The organism is Agrobacterium sp. Ap1 (assembly GCF_017313375.1).
Classification (GTDB): Bacteria; Pseudomonadota; Alphaproteobacteria; order Rhizobiales; family Rhizobiaceae; genus Neorhizobium; species Neorhizobium cellulosilyticum.
In genome coordinates this window covers 1-19,125 of record NZ_JAFLMY010000034.1, presented here as the reverse complement: position 1 = coordinate 19,125, position 19,125 = coordinate 1, and the positions used below count along the sequence as shown (strand labels likewise).

Here is a 19,125-nt window from a genome sequence, read left to right as displayed (position 1 = left end):
CTGTCCCGGCTTCATATGCCCTCCCATTTTGGAGGTGGCGAAACGACAAAATTCGACGGTAATGGAGGAGAAGACACGACCATGACCACACCATCTCTCTCCGCCATCCTGATGGCACCCATCAACACCATCATGCGCATCATCGATGCGCCGCTGCGCCGCCTGCAAAAGGCGACCGGCATCGGTGGCATGGCGGCGTTTTTCCTCGCGCCGAACATGCTGATCTTCGGCATTTTCGTGCTGCTGCCTCTCGTCATCAACTTCGTCTACTCGATGACCGGCGGCACCGCCTTTTTCCTCTCCGAACGCGACTTCATCGGCGGCGCGCAATATTCGCGCCTGTTCGAATGCCAGAACTATCTCGATCCGATGTCGTGCCAGGAGGATGCCTTCTGGACCGCCGTCGGAAACACGTTCTGGTTCGTGGTCCTGCAGGTTTCGCTGATGATCCTGACGGCGTTGATCACGGCGTTGATCCTCAACCGCGAACTTGCCGCCCGGTCATTCTGGCGCGCCGTATTCTTCTTTCCCGTGCTGCTGTCGCCAGTCGTGGTCGGACTGATCTGGAAATGGATTCTGCAGCGTCAGGGCCTCCTGAATTTTGGTCTCTATCAGTTCGGCATGGACCCATACACATGGCTGACCGACCGCAGCTGGACCTTTGCCGCCACGATCGGTGTGTCGCTCTGGGCGCATATGGGGTTTTACGCGCTGATCATTCTGGCGGGCCTTCAGGCGATCCCGAAAGATCTCTATGAGGCGGCGGAGATGGACGGCACCAAGCCGGCGCGCGTCTTCTGGCGCATCACCCTGCCGCTTCTGGCACCGAACCTTCTGGTCGTCGTGGTGCTGGCGCTGATCAAGTCCGTGCAGGTGTTTGACGAAATCTACGTGCTGACCGGCGGTGGGCCGGGCACGAGTACCCTGTTCCTGACGCAATATATCTATGAAACCGGCTTTGCCTCGGCGCTGCGCAATCCGGGTCTGGCGGCCGCCGCCTCCATCCTGATGGGCGGTGTGCTGGTGGTGCTGACGTTGATCCAGCTCGGCATCGGCAAGCGCGGCGAAAACAAGGGGAAACGCTGATGGGAAAGGTTGCGCGTTTCATCCTGCGCCGGAAAGGCGGCAAGGGCTGGCACTGGACCGATGTCTTTACCTGGGTCTGGCTGGTCGGCGGGTTGATCATCATGTTCGGCCCTGCCGTCTGGCTGGTGTTTTCCTCGCTGAAGACCCCGGCCGCGCTGGCAGAATTCCCGCCATCGATCCTGCCCTATGTCACCAGTCAGGCGACCGTCGAAGGCTACGACAAGCCTTTGATGCTCTATGACGCGAAGATGCCGGACGGTTCGACGCGGGTTCTCGCCGAAGTGCGGCGTATCGGACTGGTGGCGCAGATGGTCGATCCCAAGGCGCCGGGCGAGATCTTCAAGGTCAACATCAACGACCGCGCCCCGGTGCGCACAATGTCGTTCGCCACGGAAAACTATACCGAACCCTTCGTGCATTTCGATTTTCTGCGCTATCTCTGGAACTCGGTTTTCGTGACAGTGGTGGCAACGGTGATCACGCTGGTGGTCAATTCCATGGCGGCATTCGCGTTGTCTAAATACGAGTTCAAGGGCCGCTCGCTCGCCATGCTCGTCATCCTCGCGACGCTGATGGTGCCGCTGTCGGTGATCATGGTGCCGCTTTATTCGATCATCTCGACACTCGGCCTGTTCAACAGTCTATGGGGTGTCATCCTGCCGACCGTGGCGACGCCGACCGGCGTCTTCATCCTGCGGCAATACATGCTGACCATTCCCGACGAACTGATCGACGCGGCGCGCATGGACAAGGCGTCGGAATGGCAAATCTACTGGCGCATTGTGCTACCGCTCACGGCGCCAGCGCTGGCGGTTCTGGCGATCTTTTCGGTCGTCTGGCGTTGGAACGACTTCTTGTGGCCGCTGATCGTGCTGTCGCGGCGTGAGCTTTACACCCTGCAGGTCGGCCTGAGCATCTATTCCGGCGAACTCAATGTGCAATGGCATTTTATTCTGGCGATGACCGTCGTCACCATGATCCCGGTCGTGCTGGTCTTCATTTTCCTGCAGCGTTTCATCACCACCGGCATTGCCGGCACCGGCCTGAAGTAAGGGACACCGATGGGCGAAATCAAACTCACCGTCGTCAAGAAATCCTTTGGCGCACTCGCGGTCCTGAAAGACATCGACCTGCATATCAAGGATGGCGAATTCGTCGTTTTTGTCGGCCCGTCCGGCTGTGGAAAATCGACGCTTCTGCGCACCATTGCCGGGCTGGAAAAGGTGACGGGCGGCGAAATCCAGATTGACGGCAAGCGCGTCAACGAGGTGACGGCGGCCGATCGTGGGCTAGCCATGGTGTTCCAGTCCTATGCGCTCTATCCGCATATGAGCGTGCGCCAGAACCTCGCCTTCGGGCTGGAAAACTCCAACATGCCGAAGGTGGAGATATCAGATCGCATCAACGAAGCCGCGCGCATGCTGGAGATTGAGGCCTATATGGACCGTCGTCCGGGGCAGCTTTCCGGGGGGCAGCGCCAGCGTGTCGCCATCGGCCGCGCAATCGTGCGCCGCCCGACGGCTTTCCTGCTGGACGAGCCGCTCTCCAACCTTGATGCCGAACTGCGTGTTTCGACCCGTGCGGAACTGGCGGCGCTGCATGCGCGGCTGGGGTCTACGATGATTTATGTCACCCATGATCAGGTGGAGGCGATGACGCTTGCGCACCGCATCGTGGTGATGCGGGCCGGCAAGATAGAGCAGGTGGGGACGCCGCTGGAGCTTTATAACGAGCCGGCAAACCGGTTCGTGGCGGGCTTTATGGGCGCGCCGCACATGAATTTTTTGAAGGCTGATGTGCTGGCCGTGTCCGCCGGTTCGGCGACATTGTCCTTCGCCGGTGGTTATCGTGCGGACCTGCAGACCGGGCATGCGAAGCTGCATGTGGGCGACAAGGTGACGGTTGGTGTCCGGCCGCAGCATCTGGTCGTCAGCAACGATCCGCAACATCCGGTGGCAAAGATTTATCTCGTCGAGGCGCTGGGATCGGAAACCGTTGTGCATGGCGATATCGGCGGCGAAAAGCTGCTGGCGGTCCTGCCGGGCCAGCAGAAGCTGAACGCGGGCGACAGGGTGCATTTCGACCTGTCGAAACCGGTCCTGCATGTATTTGATGACAATGGCCACCGCCTGTTCACCCATCCGGGAAGCGGGGCGTAAATCCTATCGACGCTCGCCGGTGCCAAGCGGTGTGGCGGGTGTGTCTTTTGGCACGCGGCCATATTCATGCGGCAGTGAGCAGGTTTTCAGCTGTGGCAAAATTTTTGTGCCAAAATGTTCGGCCTCGTCCAGATGCGGATAACCGGAAAAGATGAAGGCGCGGATGCCCATCTTTCGATAGGCCTCGATTTCCGACAGCACCTGATCGGTGGAGCCAACAATGGCGGCACCGCAGCCGGAACGGGCGCGGCCGATGCCGGTCCACAAATGTCGCTCGACATAACCGAACTGGTCGGCCAGTTCCCGCGCCCGCGCCTGATGCGATACGCCGAGCGAGATGCTGTCATGCGCGCGTTCGCGGATCAGTTTGCCGTATTCGTCATCGAGTTTCGAGACGATATGTTCGGCATATTCGCGCGCCTCCTGTTCGGTATCCCGCACGATCATGTGCACCCGCAGGCCGTAATCCAGCACCCGCCCATGCACCTCTGCGCGGGCATGCACGGCGCGCATGCGTTCCGCCAGCTGTTCCTTGGGTTCCGGCCACATCAGGTAAACGTCGCATTGCGCCCCGCAAAGCTCCAGCGCATCGGGTGAATAACCGCCGAAATAGAGAAGCGGCCCACCATTCTGCTGGTAGGGACGAGCGGGATCGGTGGAAACGTTCTTGAATTGGTAGATTTCGCCGTCGTGGTCGATCGTGTCACGCGTCCAGGCCTGTCGCAGGATCTCAACGACCTCATGGCTGCGACGGTAACGATAGGCGCTGTCGGCGACTTCGCCCGGAAAATCCGAACTGATAACGTTGAGGGTGAGCCGGCCCTTCAGCATATGGTCGAGCGTGGCCACGGTGCGGGCCAGCATGATCGGCTGCATTTCACCGCAACGGATCGCCGCCAGCATGTTGATGTTCTGCGTGATCGGCGCGCAGGCGGCGACAAAGCTCAGCGTATCCTGCCCGACCTGATAGGAGGAGGGGCAGAGAATGTTGCGAAAACCCAGCGCCTCTGCCTTTTTCACGATAGCGGAACAGTGTTCGAAGCTGGAGCGCAAAGCGCCATCCGGCACGCCGAGAAAGGCGTAATCATCGGAACAAAGCGAGGAAAACCACGAGATTTCCGAGGCATCGAGATCGGCGGATCGGACGGGTACAACGGTCATCGGAATTCTCCTCCCCGAGATCGATTGACTGTTGCGTAACATCGCGATTGATGTAAATCAATAGTGTATCAATTTGGCGGCGCGTGATGGGAGTGGGCATGCAGCAGACATCCGGCAGCCTGCCGATCTACCTGCAGATCACCGAGCTTCTGATCCGTGACATCGCGGCTGGCCGTCTGATCGACGGCGAAAAACTGCCGCCGGAACGGGAGATGTCGGAACGGCTGGGTGTCGCCACCGGCACATTGCGCAAGGCTCTGTCGGAGCTGCAATCTCGCGGCATGCTGGAGCGGGTGCAGGGTTCTGGCAATTACGTGCGCGCCGTCAGCGATCCGCAGAGCGTCTATGCGATGTTCCGGCTGGAGCTGCTGGAAGGCGGAGGCCTGCCGACAGCGGACATTTTGGATGTGCGGCGTTTGCCCAAACCGGCCGACCTGCCGGATTTCGGTTCGTCGAAAGAGGCGCACCGCATCCGGCGCATCCGCAAACTGTCCGGCAAGGTGGCGGGGCTGGAGGAGATCTGGCTGGATGGCGGTTATGTCGACGTGATCGCGCCGGCAGACCTGTCTGAATCGCTTTACCTCTATTACCGCACGCGGCTCGGTCTGTGGATCGCGCGGGCGGAGGATAGGATCGGTCTCGATACGGTGCCGAATTGGGCGCCGGAAAATTTTGGCCGCCGGGCGGGAGAGCCGGCGGTGCAGGTGTTTCGCATCAGTGAAGCGCAGGATGGAAAACGGGCGGAGGTTTCGCGCACATGGATCGACCATTCGGTCGCCCGTTATGTGTCGCGGCTGAAATAGGGACGGAGGAGAAATGGCAGTGCGTTACGGTGTGATCGGCTGCGGCATGATGGGGCGGGAGCATTTGCGCAATCTGGCTTTGCTGCCGGATGCGGAGGTGGTGGCGATTTTCGAGCCTGATGCGGGAATGAGGGCGCGCGCGGCCGAGCTTTCTCCGAATGCGCGTTTGGTCGGTTCGGTGGCGGAGCTTCTGGCCATTGAGGCGGTCGATTGCCTGCTGATCGCCAGCCCCAATCATTTTCATCTCGCTCAGCTGGAGGAGATCGCCGCGATCCGGTCGCTGCCGGTTCTGGTGGAAAAGCCTTTGTTCACCAGCCTCGACGACACGGCCCGCATCGAGACCCTGCGCCAAAACTATCCGGCGCCGATCTGGGTGGCGATGGAATATCGTTACATGCCGCCGGTGGCGCGGTTGATTGCGGAGGCTGAAGCCGCGACGGGTGGCATCCGCATGCTGACCATCCGCGAACATCGGTTTCCCTTCCTGACAAAGGTGGGCGACTGGAACCGCTTCAACAGCCGCACCGGCGGCACGATGGTGGAAAAATGCTGCCATTTTTTCGATCTGATGCGGCTGATCCTGAAATCCGATCCGGTGCGCATCATGGCATCCGGCGGCCAGGCGGTGAACCATGCCGATGAGCGTTATGATGGGCTACAGCCGGATATATGGGACCATGGATACGCCATCGTCGATTTTGCCTCCGGTGCCCGCGCCATGCTGGAGCTTTGCATGTTTGCTGAAGGCGCGCGTTACCAAGAGGAAATTTCGGCCGTCGGTCCGCTCGGCAAGATCGAATGCAAGGTGCCCGGGCCGGGGCGCTTCTGGCCGCAGCATCTCGGGAGCCCACCGGTCGCCAAGGTGATCGTGTCGCCGCGCGAGCCACAGGGGCCACGCGCGATCGACATTCCTGTCGATCGGGCGCTTCTCGATGCCGGCGATCATAACGGTTCGACCTTCTATCAGCATCAACGGTTTCTGCGCGTGGTGAGAGGGGATGGGCCGGTGGAGGTGACGGTCGATGACGGGCGATGGGCGGTACTTATGGGGCTGGCCGCCCAGCAATCGTCGGAGACGGGGCAGGTCTTGGAATTTCGCTCTGGAGCGTAGGTTTGCCACTCAATATCTAGAAATCGGCTCACAGGGGCAATTATCCTCCCTGTTCAGGGGCTTAAGCCAAGCGGAGACGTTGTGATGAAAGCTCGCAGTTGGAGATGACTATGATCCCATATGCACTTGTACAAACTCGCATTGATACCGAAATTCAGGATTGTACTGCCACCAGCAGCGAAGAGCATGGTGCTTAGGTTTCAGATACGGATGCGTATCCTATTCATCCGTACGGCCAACGATGGACTTTTCCGCTTAAACTTCTTTCGGGTCGAGAGGCTCATGATGCGTGGTTTAGCATCAATAGCTTGAAGCGCGGAACGACGTGCAAAAGGCTCTCCCAGAATAATGGTTCGGCGTGGTCTGCAATTTAGCGTAATGGTCACGGCATTCCAAATGCGGCACTCCACTCTGCTCCCATTTTCCAACGGTCTCACAAGAAGTCTTTTCCGAGACTTTCACGTGATCCGAGCTTTTTTGACGATTTCAGTGATATTCCAGTCCGGCACGCAGAGTTCTGGCAGCGCTGCTTTGTAGTCAACCAGGCCTGGCATATGGTGGCGCCACCGATAGGGTATCTGCGGCTGCACAGCGAGCCGGTGGCATCGACGATCCGTTTGTTGTAACCTCACTGACATTGGGAGGACGCATGGAACGTCGTCTCGCCGCCATCCTGGTCGCAGATGTCGTCGGTTATAGCCGTCTCAGCGAAATCGACGAGGAGAGGACGCGCGCGCAATTTCGATCCGACACGTACAACATTTGGGTCCCCACTATCGAGGCCAACAATGGCCGGTTCGTGAAGACACTGGGTGACGGACTGCTCGTGGAATTTCATAGTGTCGTTGACGCTCTTAGGTGCGCAATCGATGTCCAGAGACAGAAGAGGGAGCAGCGCGATGCTTCCGTTGGATCTGCGCAACTGCAATTCCGCATTGGTATCAATCTCGGGGATATTCTTGTCGAGGACGATGATGTGCACGGCGAAGGCGTGAATATCGCCGACCGAATCGAGGCATTGTCGGTGCCTGGCGGCATCGTGATATCCGGCTCCACCTACGACCAGGTCAGATCCAAGATCCATGTTGAATACGAGTCACTGGGTAGTCGAAAATTCAAGGGTCTCTCCGAGCACATCAGGGTATACCGCGTCTTGGCTGAGGCGCCGCCACTGCGGCGATTTCCAATCGTCAGCTTCGTATGGCGGAGGCGAGTACCGGTTGCAATCACCGTGATCGGTGGGCTGATTGCCGTGATCAGCCTGACATGGTGGCATGCGCAGTCCACTTTGTTTAACCCGCAGCCGACGGGACAATATGCCTATCCTTTGCCGGACAAACCATCCGTCGCGGTGTTACCCTTCGCCAATGTGAGCGGTGAGACAACGCGCGATCACTTGGCCGAAGGTCTGACAGATGACCTCATTACCGAACTCTCCAAGGTTTCCGGACTCTTCGTGGTCGCTCAACATTCTGTCTCGGATGCTCGTGAAAAATCCGGCACGATCCAGGAAGTGGCGTCTGCCCTGGGGGTCCGATATGTGCTCGAAGGGACATTGCAGCGCGACGGAACACGCCTGAGGATCAATGCCAAGTTGATCGAGGCGATGACAGGCCTGTCGATCTGGGCTGAAAAATACGACCGCCAATATGCTGATCTGTTCACCGTTCAGGATGACGTGATCGGACGGATCATATCGGCGCTCTCGGTCAAGTTGAGCAAAGGGGAGCAGCAACAGCTTTCCCGTATGCCTACAGACAGTCTGGAGGCCTACGACTATTACATGCGGGCCCAGCATGAGGGATTCATCTATGGCGATGTCGATACCTATCGGCGGACATTGTCTTTCTATCAAAAGGCTATCGAACTCGATCCCCGCTTTGCAAACGCCTATGCTGGGATAGCCCGGGTAGCAGTCGACGTCTGGCGTAACGACTACAACTTCATGTGGTCGGCCGCGGTGGCGCGAAAGATTGCCTATGACGCGGCGGGACAGGCACTGAAATTGGATCCTGGAAATTCCCGGGCGCATACCGTCCTCGCTTTACTGCAGTGGGTCGACGGTCACAGCGGCGAAGCGCTTGCGTCAGCCAACAACGCGATAGCGGCCCAACCCAACGACGCAGAGGCGCTTGCCAACCTGGCGCTTATCCAGGCGCATACAGGCTCGGCTGAGAAGGCTGTTTCCACGATCGAGATGGCGCTCCGGCTCGATCCTTCACCGGCGCCTGGTTTCAAGCTGCTCGCAGGGATAGTATTTTATACCGCGCGCAAGGAAAGTGACGCGATCCCGCTAATCGAGGCAGCGTTGAAAAGCCTTCCGAAAACTGAACCGGCCCGAGAGTATCTTGCGGCAGCCTACGCAAACATTGGCGACAAAACGCGTGCGCGAGAAGAAGCGACACGGTTGCTTTGGCTCTTTCCGGAAAGCAATCTGAGTTATTATCGCTATCTCTATGACTATTGGCCAACCGAAGATCTCGACCATCATCTTACCGCGCTTAAATCCGCCGGCATTCCGGATTGGCCATTCGGCTTCGAGGGCCATGACCGAGATCGCATAACAGGGGTGGACCTGCGGGCTTTGATCGACAACCAGACATGGGTTGGCAGGCATCGAAACGGGTCTGAATTCCTCCAGTATTTCAGCTCGGACGGAAAGACGGCTTACCGCAGCGCCAACACAAGCATTACCGGCACTGCCGAAATCAACGACGATAGACTATGCGAGAAGTTCGAGGGCTATTTTCTAGATCGCCTAGTGTGCGGCACCGTTTATCGCAACGTGAATACGGGGATGGCCAATTTCGCATATGTCCATATTACTCCGCGATCACTGCAGTATTTCTCGCTTGAGGAAAAAGCGCGCTGATTACAACAACGTCATTTCCACTGCTTCTGGATCTTCTCGGATATGAGCGTCTGCTGGACATCGGCCCAGTGTTTTTGCGATTCCGGCACCTTTGACTTGTTTGTCTCCATGCCATCGGCCGCGCCGGGATCATAACTGATGTAGAGTTTGCCATCTATGATGCGCCAGGCGCGTGGATCGACATTAGTCGTTACCGTCCCGAACGACACGCCATCCGCGCAATATCCACCGTATTGAGGGGCATAGCGGGAGGGTTCCTTGACGAAAAGATCCCGGTGTTCGGCGCTGGCAAAATACCAGATCGCTCCCAGCCAGCGATGGGAATATTGGGCGTTCCCTTCCACCGCCTTGCCGTCGACGAAATAGGAAACCGGATCATATCCCTTAATCGCCACATTGCCAAAATAGCCCGTATTCACGAAGTCTTCGCCAGCTGCGGTTTGCGCCAGCGAGGCACAAATTGCGAGCGTAGCCAGCCCAAGATGACGCTTTTTCCTGTCTGTGGACATGATGTCCCTCCCGATGTCGTCCTCAAGTCATATCAGGGCGACTTCCGTTTTATGCACTCCTTGTAGAGCGGTTCACCGACGAGTTCAGCCTTCTGGCATGTCGCCCCCGCCTTCAGTAGCATGTCGCCGACATCCCAATATCCGCGCCACCCGGCTTGCGTAAGTGGCGTATAGCCATTCCTCTCGGCCGCTTCGATATTCGCCTTGTTGGCGAGGAGAAATGCGGCGACATCGGCATGACCTTCCTCGGCCGCTGCATGAAGCGGGGACATGTGGTAGAAATTTTGGGTGTCGTTAACGGCAGCCCCTTCAGCAACAAGACGTTTCACTATGTGGAGGTTTCCGGCATAGGCGGCGGCGTGCAGCGCAGTCAGACCGCTTTTGTTGCGACCCTCAATATCTGCACCCCGGGCAAGAATTAAACCTACGGCGTCGGGATTTCCACTTAGCGACGCCAGGATGAGAGGCAAATCTCCGGCCTCATCCGCATCTGATACATTATCTCCCGCGTCGAGAGCCTGTGTCAGAAGCGCAAGATTCCCATTTCGTGCGGCCTCGTGTAGCTGGCCTGCGGCCGCCATATTGGCCGATATACTGACCAGTAAAAATATCGATTTATCGAAGATCACGGCACAACCCTCCTTGGCCGGGAGAGCTTCAGGCACACTCCCACCTGCACGCCGCATTCAGTAAATCATGAGGGCGAAATATAGCAGTTGTCAGGTTTTCGAGCAACCAATGCTTCCAAAAGATGGCAAGCGGTCTTCGCCATCTTGCGCTGAACCAGATGTTGGTCAGTCCGGGGCGGGCGGCAGGCGCGCCTTGACGAGTTCGGCGGTTGTCTTGCTCAAGCGTGTTACAAGCGTGCGCATGATCTCCGAAGCGACAGCGGGAAATTCGCTGGTTAACGCCAGAAAGTGATCCTGAGAAATGCGTAATGCTTCCAATTTCGACGTAGCACGTACCGTTGCCGTGCGTGGAATATTACACAGAATAGACATCTCCCCAACGACCGCATTGCGGCCAACTTCCGCGACGGTCAGTTCGCCGGAGGCAGATGATACGATCACGTTTGCCGTGCCGGATAGCAGCACAAAGGCGGCATCGCCTTGGTCACCTTGGCGGAAAAGATCCTGGCCTTTTCGGTATGTCATGCGATCGCAAGCGAAAGCGAGCAGCTTCAGCTTGGACGGCTCGATGCTTGCGAAGATAGGCACTTCCTTCAATGTCTGGACCTCATCGCTAAGCAATTTAGTCTCTCCAGCAAGATATTTTTCTATAGCATCTCGATGTTCATCGGTGGTCGGACGGCAAGTCTAGGAACTCTCGAAACGCGGCATTTGACCGCGCTAGTTCAAAATAGGTCCCATTGCCGATCAACGATCCACGCTGAAAAAATAGCACCCGATCGAAAATTTGCGCCACACGCGGATCGGAAAGGCCCCACAGGATAGTGGCGGCTTGCTCCGCCTTGTTTCTCCGTTTGACGATGCCCCGTGTGATCTCTTCGTCAACCCGCTGGTCAAGCGCCGACAAAGGCCTGTTGAATATAGTGAAGTCCGATCGTTTCATCAACGCACGAGCAAGATTGAGCTTTTGCCGCTGAGCCAGCGAAAGGCGTTTTCCTCCAGCGCCAACATCAAACTGCAGGCCGAGCGACAAGACATTCTCATAAAGACCCGCCGCGCGAAACAGCTCCTTCACAACGGTCTGAATATGGGCATCGGCGTCGGCCACCTGAGAGGCGATGCGGCCGAACAACACATTGTCGAGTACCGTTGCCGATGCGGTAACGCGCTCGGGATCATGGCGGTCAATCAGGTTTGCTATGTCGTCGGGAATGTCCGTATGAAAGAGTTTCCGCGCGGCCACAAGCTGGTCCATCAGTGGCTCGGTGAGAATGCCGAAGCGGTGGATGGGTTCGATATAAGCCAGGCTCAGCACGATAATCGATGCGCGATCTTTAGGAGGGATGTGCTCAAAGCGAAGCCCGCGGCATCGCGACAGCGTTGCCTGATAGATCGGAATTTCTTCCGCAGCCATGAATGTCAGCCTGCGAAAGAAAGAATGCTGGGGTGCCACGTCGCGGAAGAGTTCGACGGTGATTTCAGCGATCTCCAAACCCATTTCATAGAGGCTATGATCGAGGCCGGTCGAATTCAAAACCCGCTGGAAACAGGGGTGTGTGATCACGTCCAAGTCAGATGAGGTCCCCCGGCTCCAGGTTCCGAAGAAAAGGTTTTCTCCGACGCTCGCCTGTATGTTGTAGCGATCGAAGTCGAGCGGTATGAGCATTTCGTCAAGCTGCGTCTCTACCAGGCGCTTGCGGAGGGAGCCACGCAGTTCGACGATCCTCTCGCTAACGGCCGATTGCTCTTTCGTATCGATCGTGGAGCGCAGTCCCAGCCCGAAAATGTCATCGGATATCTGCAAGTCGTCCAGTGTCGGCAGGACCTTATGGAGAAGATCGTCCAGCCCATCGGCTCCGGCTGCCTGGTAGTCAATCCAATTCCCGTGTGGCGAGAAGTCGACATTTCCCGCCATGCGCGCCTCGATGGCATAGCGCTCCGATTCAATCCGCTGCTCGTTGTGAGTCGTCGCACTTGGCCTTGGAGCATTTTTCAGTCCATAAAGTAGATTGTCCATCACACTGCCATGCAGCAAAAACGGCTCGCCTGAAGCGTAGGCAATACGTCGTCCTGTGATCGACTCCGGCATATCGAGCAGATCTTGATCACCAATCGTGATGCTGCCGAATTCCGGCCAGACGAGACGAGCGAGAGCCTCTGCAAACGCTTCCGCTCCGCTGCCGGCGGCACCTACTAGGGCGATAGTCTCACTGGGTTTAATCTCGGTGGAAACCCCATCCAGCAGCCTTGCTCCAGTATCGTCGACAAGTGTAAGGTTGCTGATGATGATGGAAGTCTCCAGTCGTGAAGTCGGTCCACTAGCAGGCGCGTGAACCGATTGCGCGATAAGCGGTTCGACGCTGAACTGGTCGCATACTGTTCCGTATTTTATCTGCACGTCCTGGCGTGCCTGATCCCAGTCGATGAGATCCTTTAATGGGCTTGGAAGATCCTTGTAGGCGGCAATGACGGCGACGAGCTGTCCTAGATCGAGTTTTCCGATCAAAACGAAATAGCCGCCGAAAGCATAGAAGATGAACGGAGTGACCTGAGCGATGAGATTGTTGATAAACTTTACCAGAAACTTCCACTGATAAAGGTCGTAGCGGATCGAGAAAATCCGGCCAAGGCGCCAAGCGATGTCGGCGCGTTCGAGATTGGAAGTATCGTTGCTGTGGACTGCTCCAATGCCGTCGACGATTTCGCTGACACGGCCCGAAAATTCGCGCGCAGTCAACTGGCGCAAGCGCCCGAGTTCCCGCACCCTTCGGCGCATCCGGGGTACGATGCTCAGCTGTATCCCTACGATGCCGGCGGTGAGCATACCAAGCCACATATTCTGAACGATGATGAAACCAAGCGTTGTCAGTGCCTGACCACCAAGTAAAGCGGGCAGGACGAACGCGTCCCCTGTAAAGCCTCCAAGTGGTTCCACCTCGTCCTTGACCATGCTGGCGATTTCGGCGGATTTGAGCCGTTTAAAATGTTTGGGAGGAAAGCGAAGTACCCTGTCCACGAGTGCGAAGCGAATACGACGCAGCATCCGTTCGCCGAGCCTGCCCTTGTATGTATTGATGTAGAACTTGAAGAGCCCGTTTATCAGCACCAGAATCAGGAATGTTGTGCTCAGGGCCATAAGCGTCTGCTGGCGATCGAGATCTATGCCGCTGAAAACTTCCGCACGCCCGATCAATGGAAGGTCGTAGACAACTCGGAAAAACGGCTGTCGCGCATTCAGTGCTTCAAAGCCGATACCCTGAATTGGGCCATTGATGATCTGCTTCGGCAGGTCGAAGGCCAAAAAATACGGTACCATGGATGCCGCCACGACGAGCAGGATCCAAAGTTGTTGCCTGCGGGTATGGCTCCAGATGTAGCGGAGCAGGCTCCTTTCCATCGCATCGACCTGTTCGAAACCATGGTGGTCACAACCGAGGGGCAAATAGATACAGGCTGCCGACCGGGAAGCGGAGCATAGGTCACATGAGATAAACTCGCAAACTGGAGTGGTGTCCAGGCGCCTGGACTGGCCTTCATTGCGTTGAGTGTGATTGCCGGCAGATCGCAGCGAGGGTCTCGCGTCGGCAAATGCCTCTGCGTCATTGAGCTTGGGCAGCCCTATCGACAAAGGTGCTGTTTCGGGATCTCGTGGAATACCTGATCTTCGATCGGTGCGGGGAGTATGATGCGTTCCCAAATCGGCCTCTTACGCCGGCCGATCTGCCGGGATCAGATGATCGAGCTGCTCCAGCAGTGTAACCGTGCTGGCTATGGGCCGCGCACTACAACTGATGGACGCACGTTAGTCACGCCCGAGGATGGCGGCAGGGGGTGAAATCCTGGGTTCCCGGATAGGGGCTTGGCCTTGCTGGCAACGTCGGCTTGGGTTTTAGGTCGGTCCGGTGTCGGTATGTCCTCCCTCTGTGCTGCGATTTGAACCGGAAGCCGGACATTCTTAGGCTGCTGGCGCGCAGAAGAGCAGGCGGCCTCGACCTGTGAACTCTTCCATCCTTGGCTGGTTCTGGTCCACAGCATCGAAGGACATACCGGCTCGGGTACGGACCCGCTCGGCAAGCTCTAAAAAAGAAAGCCCAAGCTGGCCATTTCCCAAAACACATCTAGCGGTCATGTTCAATTGTCGATGGTTCAGATCCGTTCAAGAGCGAATGAGGTTGCTGTTACTCGGTGAACGTATTCGGCGCTTAACACATGACCACCGTATAGGCCGCAGCCACATACGACCGGCGTCATGACCTGAGACCCAATTTCCCTCCAGTTTTCGAGAGAGTCATTGGGTTTTCAATCTGGCCTCATGCGGCCCGTTTTTCTATAGCCATTTTCATTGCGAACTCGCTTGGGGTGATGTTGCCCAGCGACGAGTGGGGTCTGTTCCTGTTGTAATCCTCCTTCCATGCGGTGATGGCGGCGCGGGCTTGAGCAAGCGACGAGAACAGGGTCTCGTTGAGGCACTCGTCACGGAAGCTGCCGTTGAAGCTTTCGACGAAGCCGTTTTGCATCGGCTTGCCGGGGGCGATGTAGTGCCATTCGACCTTTGTTTCCTGGCACCATTTGAGGATGGCCATGCTGGTCATCTCCGTCTCGTTGTCCGAGACAATCGTCCTCGGCTTTCCGCGTCTGGCGATGAGACTATCCAGTTCGCGGGCAAGCCTTGCGCCTGACAGGGATGTATCGGCGACCAAGCATAGGCATTCGCGGGTGAAGTCGTCGACGACGGCCAGAACCCGAAAGCGGCGACCGTCGGTGAAGGCATCGCTGACGAAGTCCAGGCTCCAGCGCTCGTTGGGACGCGACGGCAGAGCCAGAGGACGTCTCGTGCCCAAGGCCCGCTTTCGGCCGCCACGCTTGCGCACCGTCAACTTCTCCTCCCGGTAGAGACGCCGAAGCTTCTTCAGGTTCATGACGATCCCCTGCCGGTCGAGCATGACGTGGATACGGCGATAACCGAAGCGCCGCCGCTCGGACGCCACCTTCTTCATGGCCTCGCGGATGGACGCATCGTCAGGCCGCACGCTGCGATATCGCATGCTCGACCGATCCACCGATAGAACCTCGCACGCCCGACGCTGGCTCACTCCATGCTGCGCACAGACGTGAGCCACCGCATCCCGCTTCACATCGGGCGTCACCATTAATGGGATGGTCCGCCTCGTCCTCCTGCCGCATCATGAGGCGGCCAAACCGAAGGAGGTTGCAATGCCACAGCGCAATATGCCGCGCCCAGCGGCTGTCTACGGAATTGATATTGGCAAGAACATCTTTCACGTTGTCGGTCTCGGAAGCGATGGCGTCCCAGTCCAGAAGGTTCGTTTCCGACGCGACACGCTGCTACAGTTCTTCGAGCGCGCGGCGCCGGCAATCGTAGGGATGGAATCGTGTGCAGGATCTCAGTGGATTGCCAGGAAGATACAGGCGCTTGGACATAAGGAGCGCTTGATCCCCGCGCAGTTCGTGAAGCCCTACGTTAAGTCGAACAAAACCGACATCATCGATGCGGAGGCGATCGCTGAGGCAGCTACGCGGCCTACGATGCGGTTTGCTGCACTCAAGAGCGAAGAGCAAGCCGATCTTCAGGCTTTGCACCGGGTGCGAGACCAGATGATCGGAACGAGAACGCGCCTGATCAATCAGATGCGGGCTTTCTGCCTCGAATACGGGATCGCACTGCGCCAAGGCGCGGGTCTGTTCAAGTTCGACCTACCCCAGGTTCTCGAAGACCAATCAAACGACCTTTCGTCGGCGATGCGCAAGCTGCTCGCAGATCTGTTTTCCGATCTGCGCCAATTGGAGCAACGCATAGGCGACGTCACACGCGAGATCGAAGCGGTAGCCAGCCGAGAGGACGTGGCGCGACGGCTCATGACGATTCCCGGTATCGGAGCCTTGGGGGCCACCGCACTTCTGGCCGCGGTTGGCAGTGGAAAGCAGTTCCACAAAGCCCGGGATCTGGCGGCGTGGCTCGGCCTCGTGCCGCGGGAATACTCGACCGGCGGAAAGCAAAAGCTTCTCGGCATCAGCAAGCGAGGAAACCGCTACGTGCGCAAACTGCTCGTACATGGCGCGCGATCATGCTTTCGGCATCTCGACCGAACAAAGGACCGTCTGGGGAACTGGCTGGATGGCCTCCAAGCCCGAATGCACCCGAACAAAGCTGTCGTTGCACTTGCCGCCAAAATGGCCCGGATTGTCTGGGTCGTCCTGACCAAGCCTGGAGCGCTCTACGAACGCAGGGACCCTGCCTTCACCTGAGCTCGTGGCTCGATTGCAAGGCTCGGGAATAGTGATGACGAAACAGTGGATCAACATGCCGTAAGTCCTGTGCAAAAAAGCGGGCTTCGTGCCCGAACCATTTATTGGGAACGGCGTGTGCGGATCTCATCATGGCCTGGCTGCAACCGCAGCCCACTCGCGAGAGGCCGGATACATTTATGCAACTGGAATCGTCATTTACGATGTCGCGTACCCTTGCACGGACGAGGCGGACCATACATTTTTTGCAGCTACATCCTTCAGGATCGCATTGTCCAGCATGGCCTCGGCGAGCAGCTTCTTCAGCTTGGCGTTCTCGTCCTCGAGCGCCTTCAGCTTGCGGGCATCCGACACGTCCATGCCGCCATACTTCGCCTTATATTTGTAGAAGGTTGCATCCGAGATGCCGTGCTTGCGGCAGACGTCAACTGTCTTCGCGCCCGCCTCCTGCTCCTTCAATATCCCGATGATCTGTTCTTCCGTGAACCGTGAACGCTTCATTCGTCCGTCTCCTGGTTGTGACGGACTCTACCAAATTCTGGACGAAGTTCAGGGTCTCAGGTCACCAAATGTGGAAGAGATCATTCCGTCTACGAAACAGCGTAAATGGGGTCAGATGTCAGGGCGGTGGGGGCCGCTTTCGGCCGAGGCTGTGTGAAAACACCAGCGCATCCCGTAGCAATTCGTAATCGAGCTTGGTCTGGCGGAATTGGCTCTATTTTGCGCCTATCGGATGCTGGAAGGCGTCGCAGATAGTCCCGGTGGTTTAGTTTGGCGGCTTTTGGGGCCAAAAGGGCGTTTAGCCTCCATTTCAAGCGGCTATGGCTCTGATGAGCGCTCTTGCGCCAATCATATTGATCATCCGTTTGATGTTGTAGGCCAGCACGTGTAGCGCCATCTCCGTTCGGACGTTTTTCAGTCGGCGCATCTGGAAATGGGTTGAGCCCATCCACGCCTTGATGGTTCCGAATGGATGCTCGACCGTGCATCGCCGGGTACGCATGAGGCTCGGATTGTCTTCCATTCGGGAATACATAGCGTCGATCAGATGCTCGTGCTCCCAGCGTGTGATCCGCCGTTCCTTGCCTGTTGTGCATCGTGCCGTGAGGGGGCATGACGGACAATCCGTGCGCCAGTAGCGCCGAAGCATCAACCCCTTTTCCTCCGTGGTATATCTGTATGCCAGTGCCTTCCCGGCAGGGCAAACATACGTATCGGCGCCGCCGTCGTAAGCGAAGTCAGCCTTTACGAACATGCCCTTTTTACGGTTGTTCGATGTCTCAGGTCTCGGGACTGTTGCAGTGATCCCAGCCTCATGACAGCTCAGCAGTTCAGCTCCGTTGAAATAACCACGGTCGGCGATGGCATCGAGCGTCTCGACCTTCAGTGCGTCCATTGCCGCCTTTGCCATGGGAGCCAGTTGTGATCGATCGTTGCCGGTATTGGTGACCTCATGCGTGACGATGAGATGCGTCTCGACATCGACCGCCGTCTGCACGTTGTAGCCCACCAGACCCGTGCCTTTGCCATATGTCGCCATGGATCGAGCGTCTGGATCGGTCAGGGAAATCTGGCCGTCTGGTACATCCTTCAGCGTTTCTGCTATTCCTTCCAACCGACGGACTTCCTGTTGAACACGAGCGAGCTTCTCCTGCAGCCGGGTGACTTTGCGCAGCGTTACCTCGGATTGCTCCAAGGCATCAGCTCTGCTCATTTCCTCCAAATATCGCGACGCGCTCGCTTCGAGGTGGCTGATCCGCAATTCGATCTTGCCGGAGGTGAAGTTGCGATCCCTGTTATTAACGGCTTTGAACTTGCTCCCATCGATCGTAACATTGCCACCGCTCAACACGCCGACCTGGCGGCACAACTCCACAAACCTGGCGCAGGCCTTACGGATTGCCGGACCATTGTCTCTCCGGAAATCGGCTATGGTTTTGTGATCCGGAACGAGCCGTCCGGTCAGCCACATCGCCTCAACATTGCGCCCGGCTTCACGTTCAAGCCGTCGGCTTGAGGGGATGCGGTTCAGGTAGCCGTAGATGAAAAGCTTCAGCAACATCGACGGGTGATAACAGGGCCGTCCGGTTTGCGCAGGTGACATCCGGCAGAAGCCCGCGCCGACCAGGTCCATGGCATCGACGAATGCGTCGATCACTCGAACGGGGTGATCTTCGTCGATCCAATCCTCAAGGCGATCTGGAAAAAGCGTAGCCTGATCACGACTGATGCCTTCGATATAGCCTGACATTGCCACCTCCGATCGACGAATATGATTCTACATCAGGACCGGGTTTTCACACAGCCTCGGCCCGAAGCGGACCTTTCAATTTTTCAAATTCTGACAGTGACGTCAGGATTTCTTAAAGGCGTATCGCTTATCAAAAGGACCTTCGCTTGGATTAGGATGGCCAATGGTCGGAGTTTCACGTAGATGCCTGATCTCATCGCTGCAAATTCCGAGGCAACCCGCCCCCTGATTCCGAAATGATGTCGCCCCCTAATTCCGAGAAATAGTCGCCCCCTCG

The 19,125-nt window shown here is 57.4% G+C and carries 13 protein-coding genes and 2 pseudogenes; 7 read left to right on the top strand and 8 right to left on the bottom strand.

The annotated features are described in order from the left end of the window. Positions 1–81: 81 nt before the first annotated feature. From JZX87_RS28880 to JZX87_RS28870, 3 genes are read left to right on the top strand one after another with little or no spacing between them, the layout of a single operon-like run. A complete protein-coding gene (locus tag JZX87_RS28880; RefSeq protein WP_206829287.1) occupies positions 82–1,086 on the top strand; it encodes a carbohydrate ABC transporter permease in 1,005 nt (334 codons plus the stop codon). Next, on the top strand, positions 1,086–2,138 hold the full coding sequence (locus tag JZX87_RS28875; RefSeq protein ID WP_148144123.1) for a carbohydrate ABC transporter permease: 1,053 nt from the start codon (positions 1,086–1,088) through the stop codon (positions 2,136–2,138). The genes JZX87_RS28880 and JZX87_RS28875 overlap by 1 nt, the downstream gene beginning before the upstream one ends. 9 nt (positions 2,139–2,147) lie before the next feature. Then, a complete protein-coding gene (locus JZX87_RS28870) occupies positions 2,148–3,245 on the top strand; it encodes an ABC transporter ATP-binding protein (protein WP_148144124.1) in 1,098 nt (365 codons plus the stop codon). Between the two features lie 3 nt (positions 3,246–3,248). Here the strand turns inward: JZX87_RS28870 and JZX87_RS28865 are convergent, their stop codons facing one another. Further along, entirely contained in the window at positions 3,249–4,406 is a 1,158-nt protein-coding gene (locus tag JZX87_RS28865; RefSeq protein ID WP_206829285.1) for an LLM class flavin-dependent oxidoreductase, read from the bottom strand. A 98-nt stretch (positions 4,407–4,504) separates the two neighbouring features. Here JZX87_RS28865 and JZX87_RS28860 point away from each other — a divergent pair, with 98 nt between their 5' ends. The 3 genes from JZX87_RS28860 to JZX87_RS28850 all read left to right on the top strand — a co-directional run bounded on the left by JZX87_RS28860 (position 4,505) and on the right by JZX87_RS28850 (position 9,192). Further along, a complete protein-coding gene (locus tag JZX87_RS28860) occupies positions 4,505–5,209 on the top strand; it encodes a GntR family transcriptional regulator (RefSeq protein ID WP_148144126.1) in 705 nt (234 codons plus the stop codon). 13 nt (positions 5,210–5,222) lie between these two features. Then, on the top strand, positions 5,223–6,320 hold the full coding sequence (locus JZX87_RS28855; protein WP_206829283.1) for a Gfo/Idh/MocA family protein: 1,098 nt from the start codon (positions 5,223–5,225) through the stop codon (positions 6,318–6,320). A 649-nt stretch (positions 6,321–6,969) separates the two neighbouring features. Then, positions 6,970–9,192: an adenylate/guanylate cyclase domain-containing protein gene (locus tag JZX87_RS28850; RefSeq protein ID WP_206829281.1), complete on the top strand. Its 2,223-nt coding sequence runs from the start codon at positions 6,970–6,972 to the stop codon at positions 9,190–9,192. A gap of 11 nt (positions 9,193–9,203) precedes the next feature. Here JZX87_RS28850 and JZX87_RS28845 read toward each other — a convergent pair whose 3' ends face one another. The 5 genes and pseudogenes from JZX87_RS28845 to JZX87_RS28825 form a co-directional block, all read right to left on the bottom strand. Next, the gene (locus JZX87_RS28845) at positions 9,204–9,701 is read right to left on the bottom strand and encodes a YHS domain-containing (seleno)protein (RefSeq protein ID WP_148144129.1); all 498 of its coding nucleotides are present in this window, start codon (positions 9,699–9,701) and stop codon (positions 9,204–9,206) included. 32 nt (positions 9,702–9,733) lie between these two features. After that, positions 9,734–10,282, bottom strand: coding sequence for an ankyrin repeat domain-containing protein (locus JZX87_RS28840; RefSeq protein ID WP_286195172.1), 549 nt, complete (start codon positions 10,280–10,282; stop codon positions 9,734–9,736). Positions 10,283–10,495: 213 nt separating this feature from the next. Beyond that, positions 10,496–10,951 (bottom strand): Crp/Fnr family transcriptional regulator, encoded by a 456-nt coding sequence (locus JZX87_RS28835; RefSeq protein ID WP_148144131.1) that lies wholly within the window; start codon positions 10,949–10,951, stop codon positions 10,496–10,498. A 43-nt stretch (positions 10,952–10,994) separates the two neighbouring features. Beyond that, positions 10,995–13,727 (bottom strand): ABC transporter transmembrane domain-containing protein, encoded by a 2,733-nt coding sequence (locus JZX87_RS28830; RefSeq protein WP_206829279.1) that lies wholly within the window; start codon positions 13,725–13,727, stop codon positions 10,995–10,997. A 913-nt stretch (positions 13,728–14,640) separates the two neighbouring features. Next, positions 14,641–15,480: pseudogene (locus tag JZX87_RS28825) on the bottom strand (IS3 family transposase); the annotation flags it as partial. Between the two features lie 64 nt (positions 15,481–15,544). Here JZX87_RS28825 and JZX87_RS28820 point away from each other — a divergent pair. Beyond that, positions 15,545–16,597, top strand: coding sequence for an IS110 family RNA-guided transposase (locus JZX87_RS28820; RefSeq protein WP_206829275.1), 1,053 nt, complete (start codon positions 15,545–15,547; stop codon positions 16,595–16,597). Between the two features lie 237 nt (positions 16,598–16,834). On the opposite strand, the pseudogene JZX87_RS28815 reads toward JZX87_RS28820, so the two are convergent. Beyond that, positions 16,835–17,098 (bottom strand): annotated as a pseudogene (locus JZX87_RS28815) (transposase); the annotation flags it as partial. Positions 17,099–17,408: 310 nt separating this feature from the next. Then, positions 17,409–18,848, bottom strand: coding sequence for an IS1182 family transposase (locus tag JZX87_RS28810; protein WP_206829273.1), 1,440 nt, complete (start codon positions 18,846–18,848; stop codon positions 17,409–17,411). Positions 18,849–19,125 lie beyond the last annotated feature (277 nt).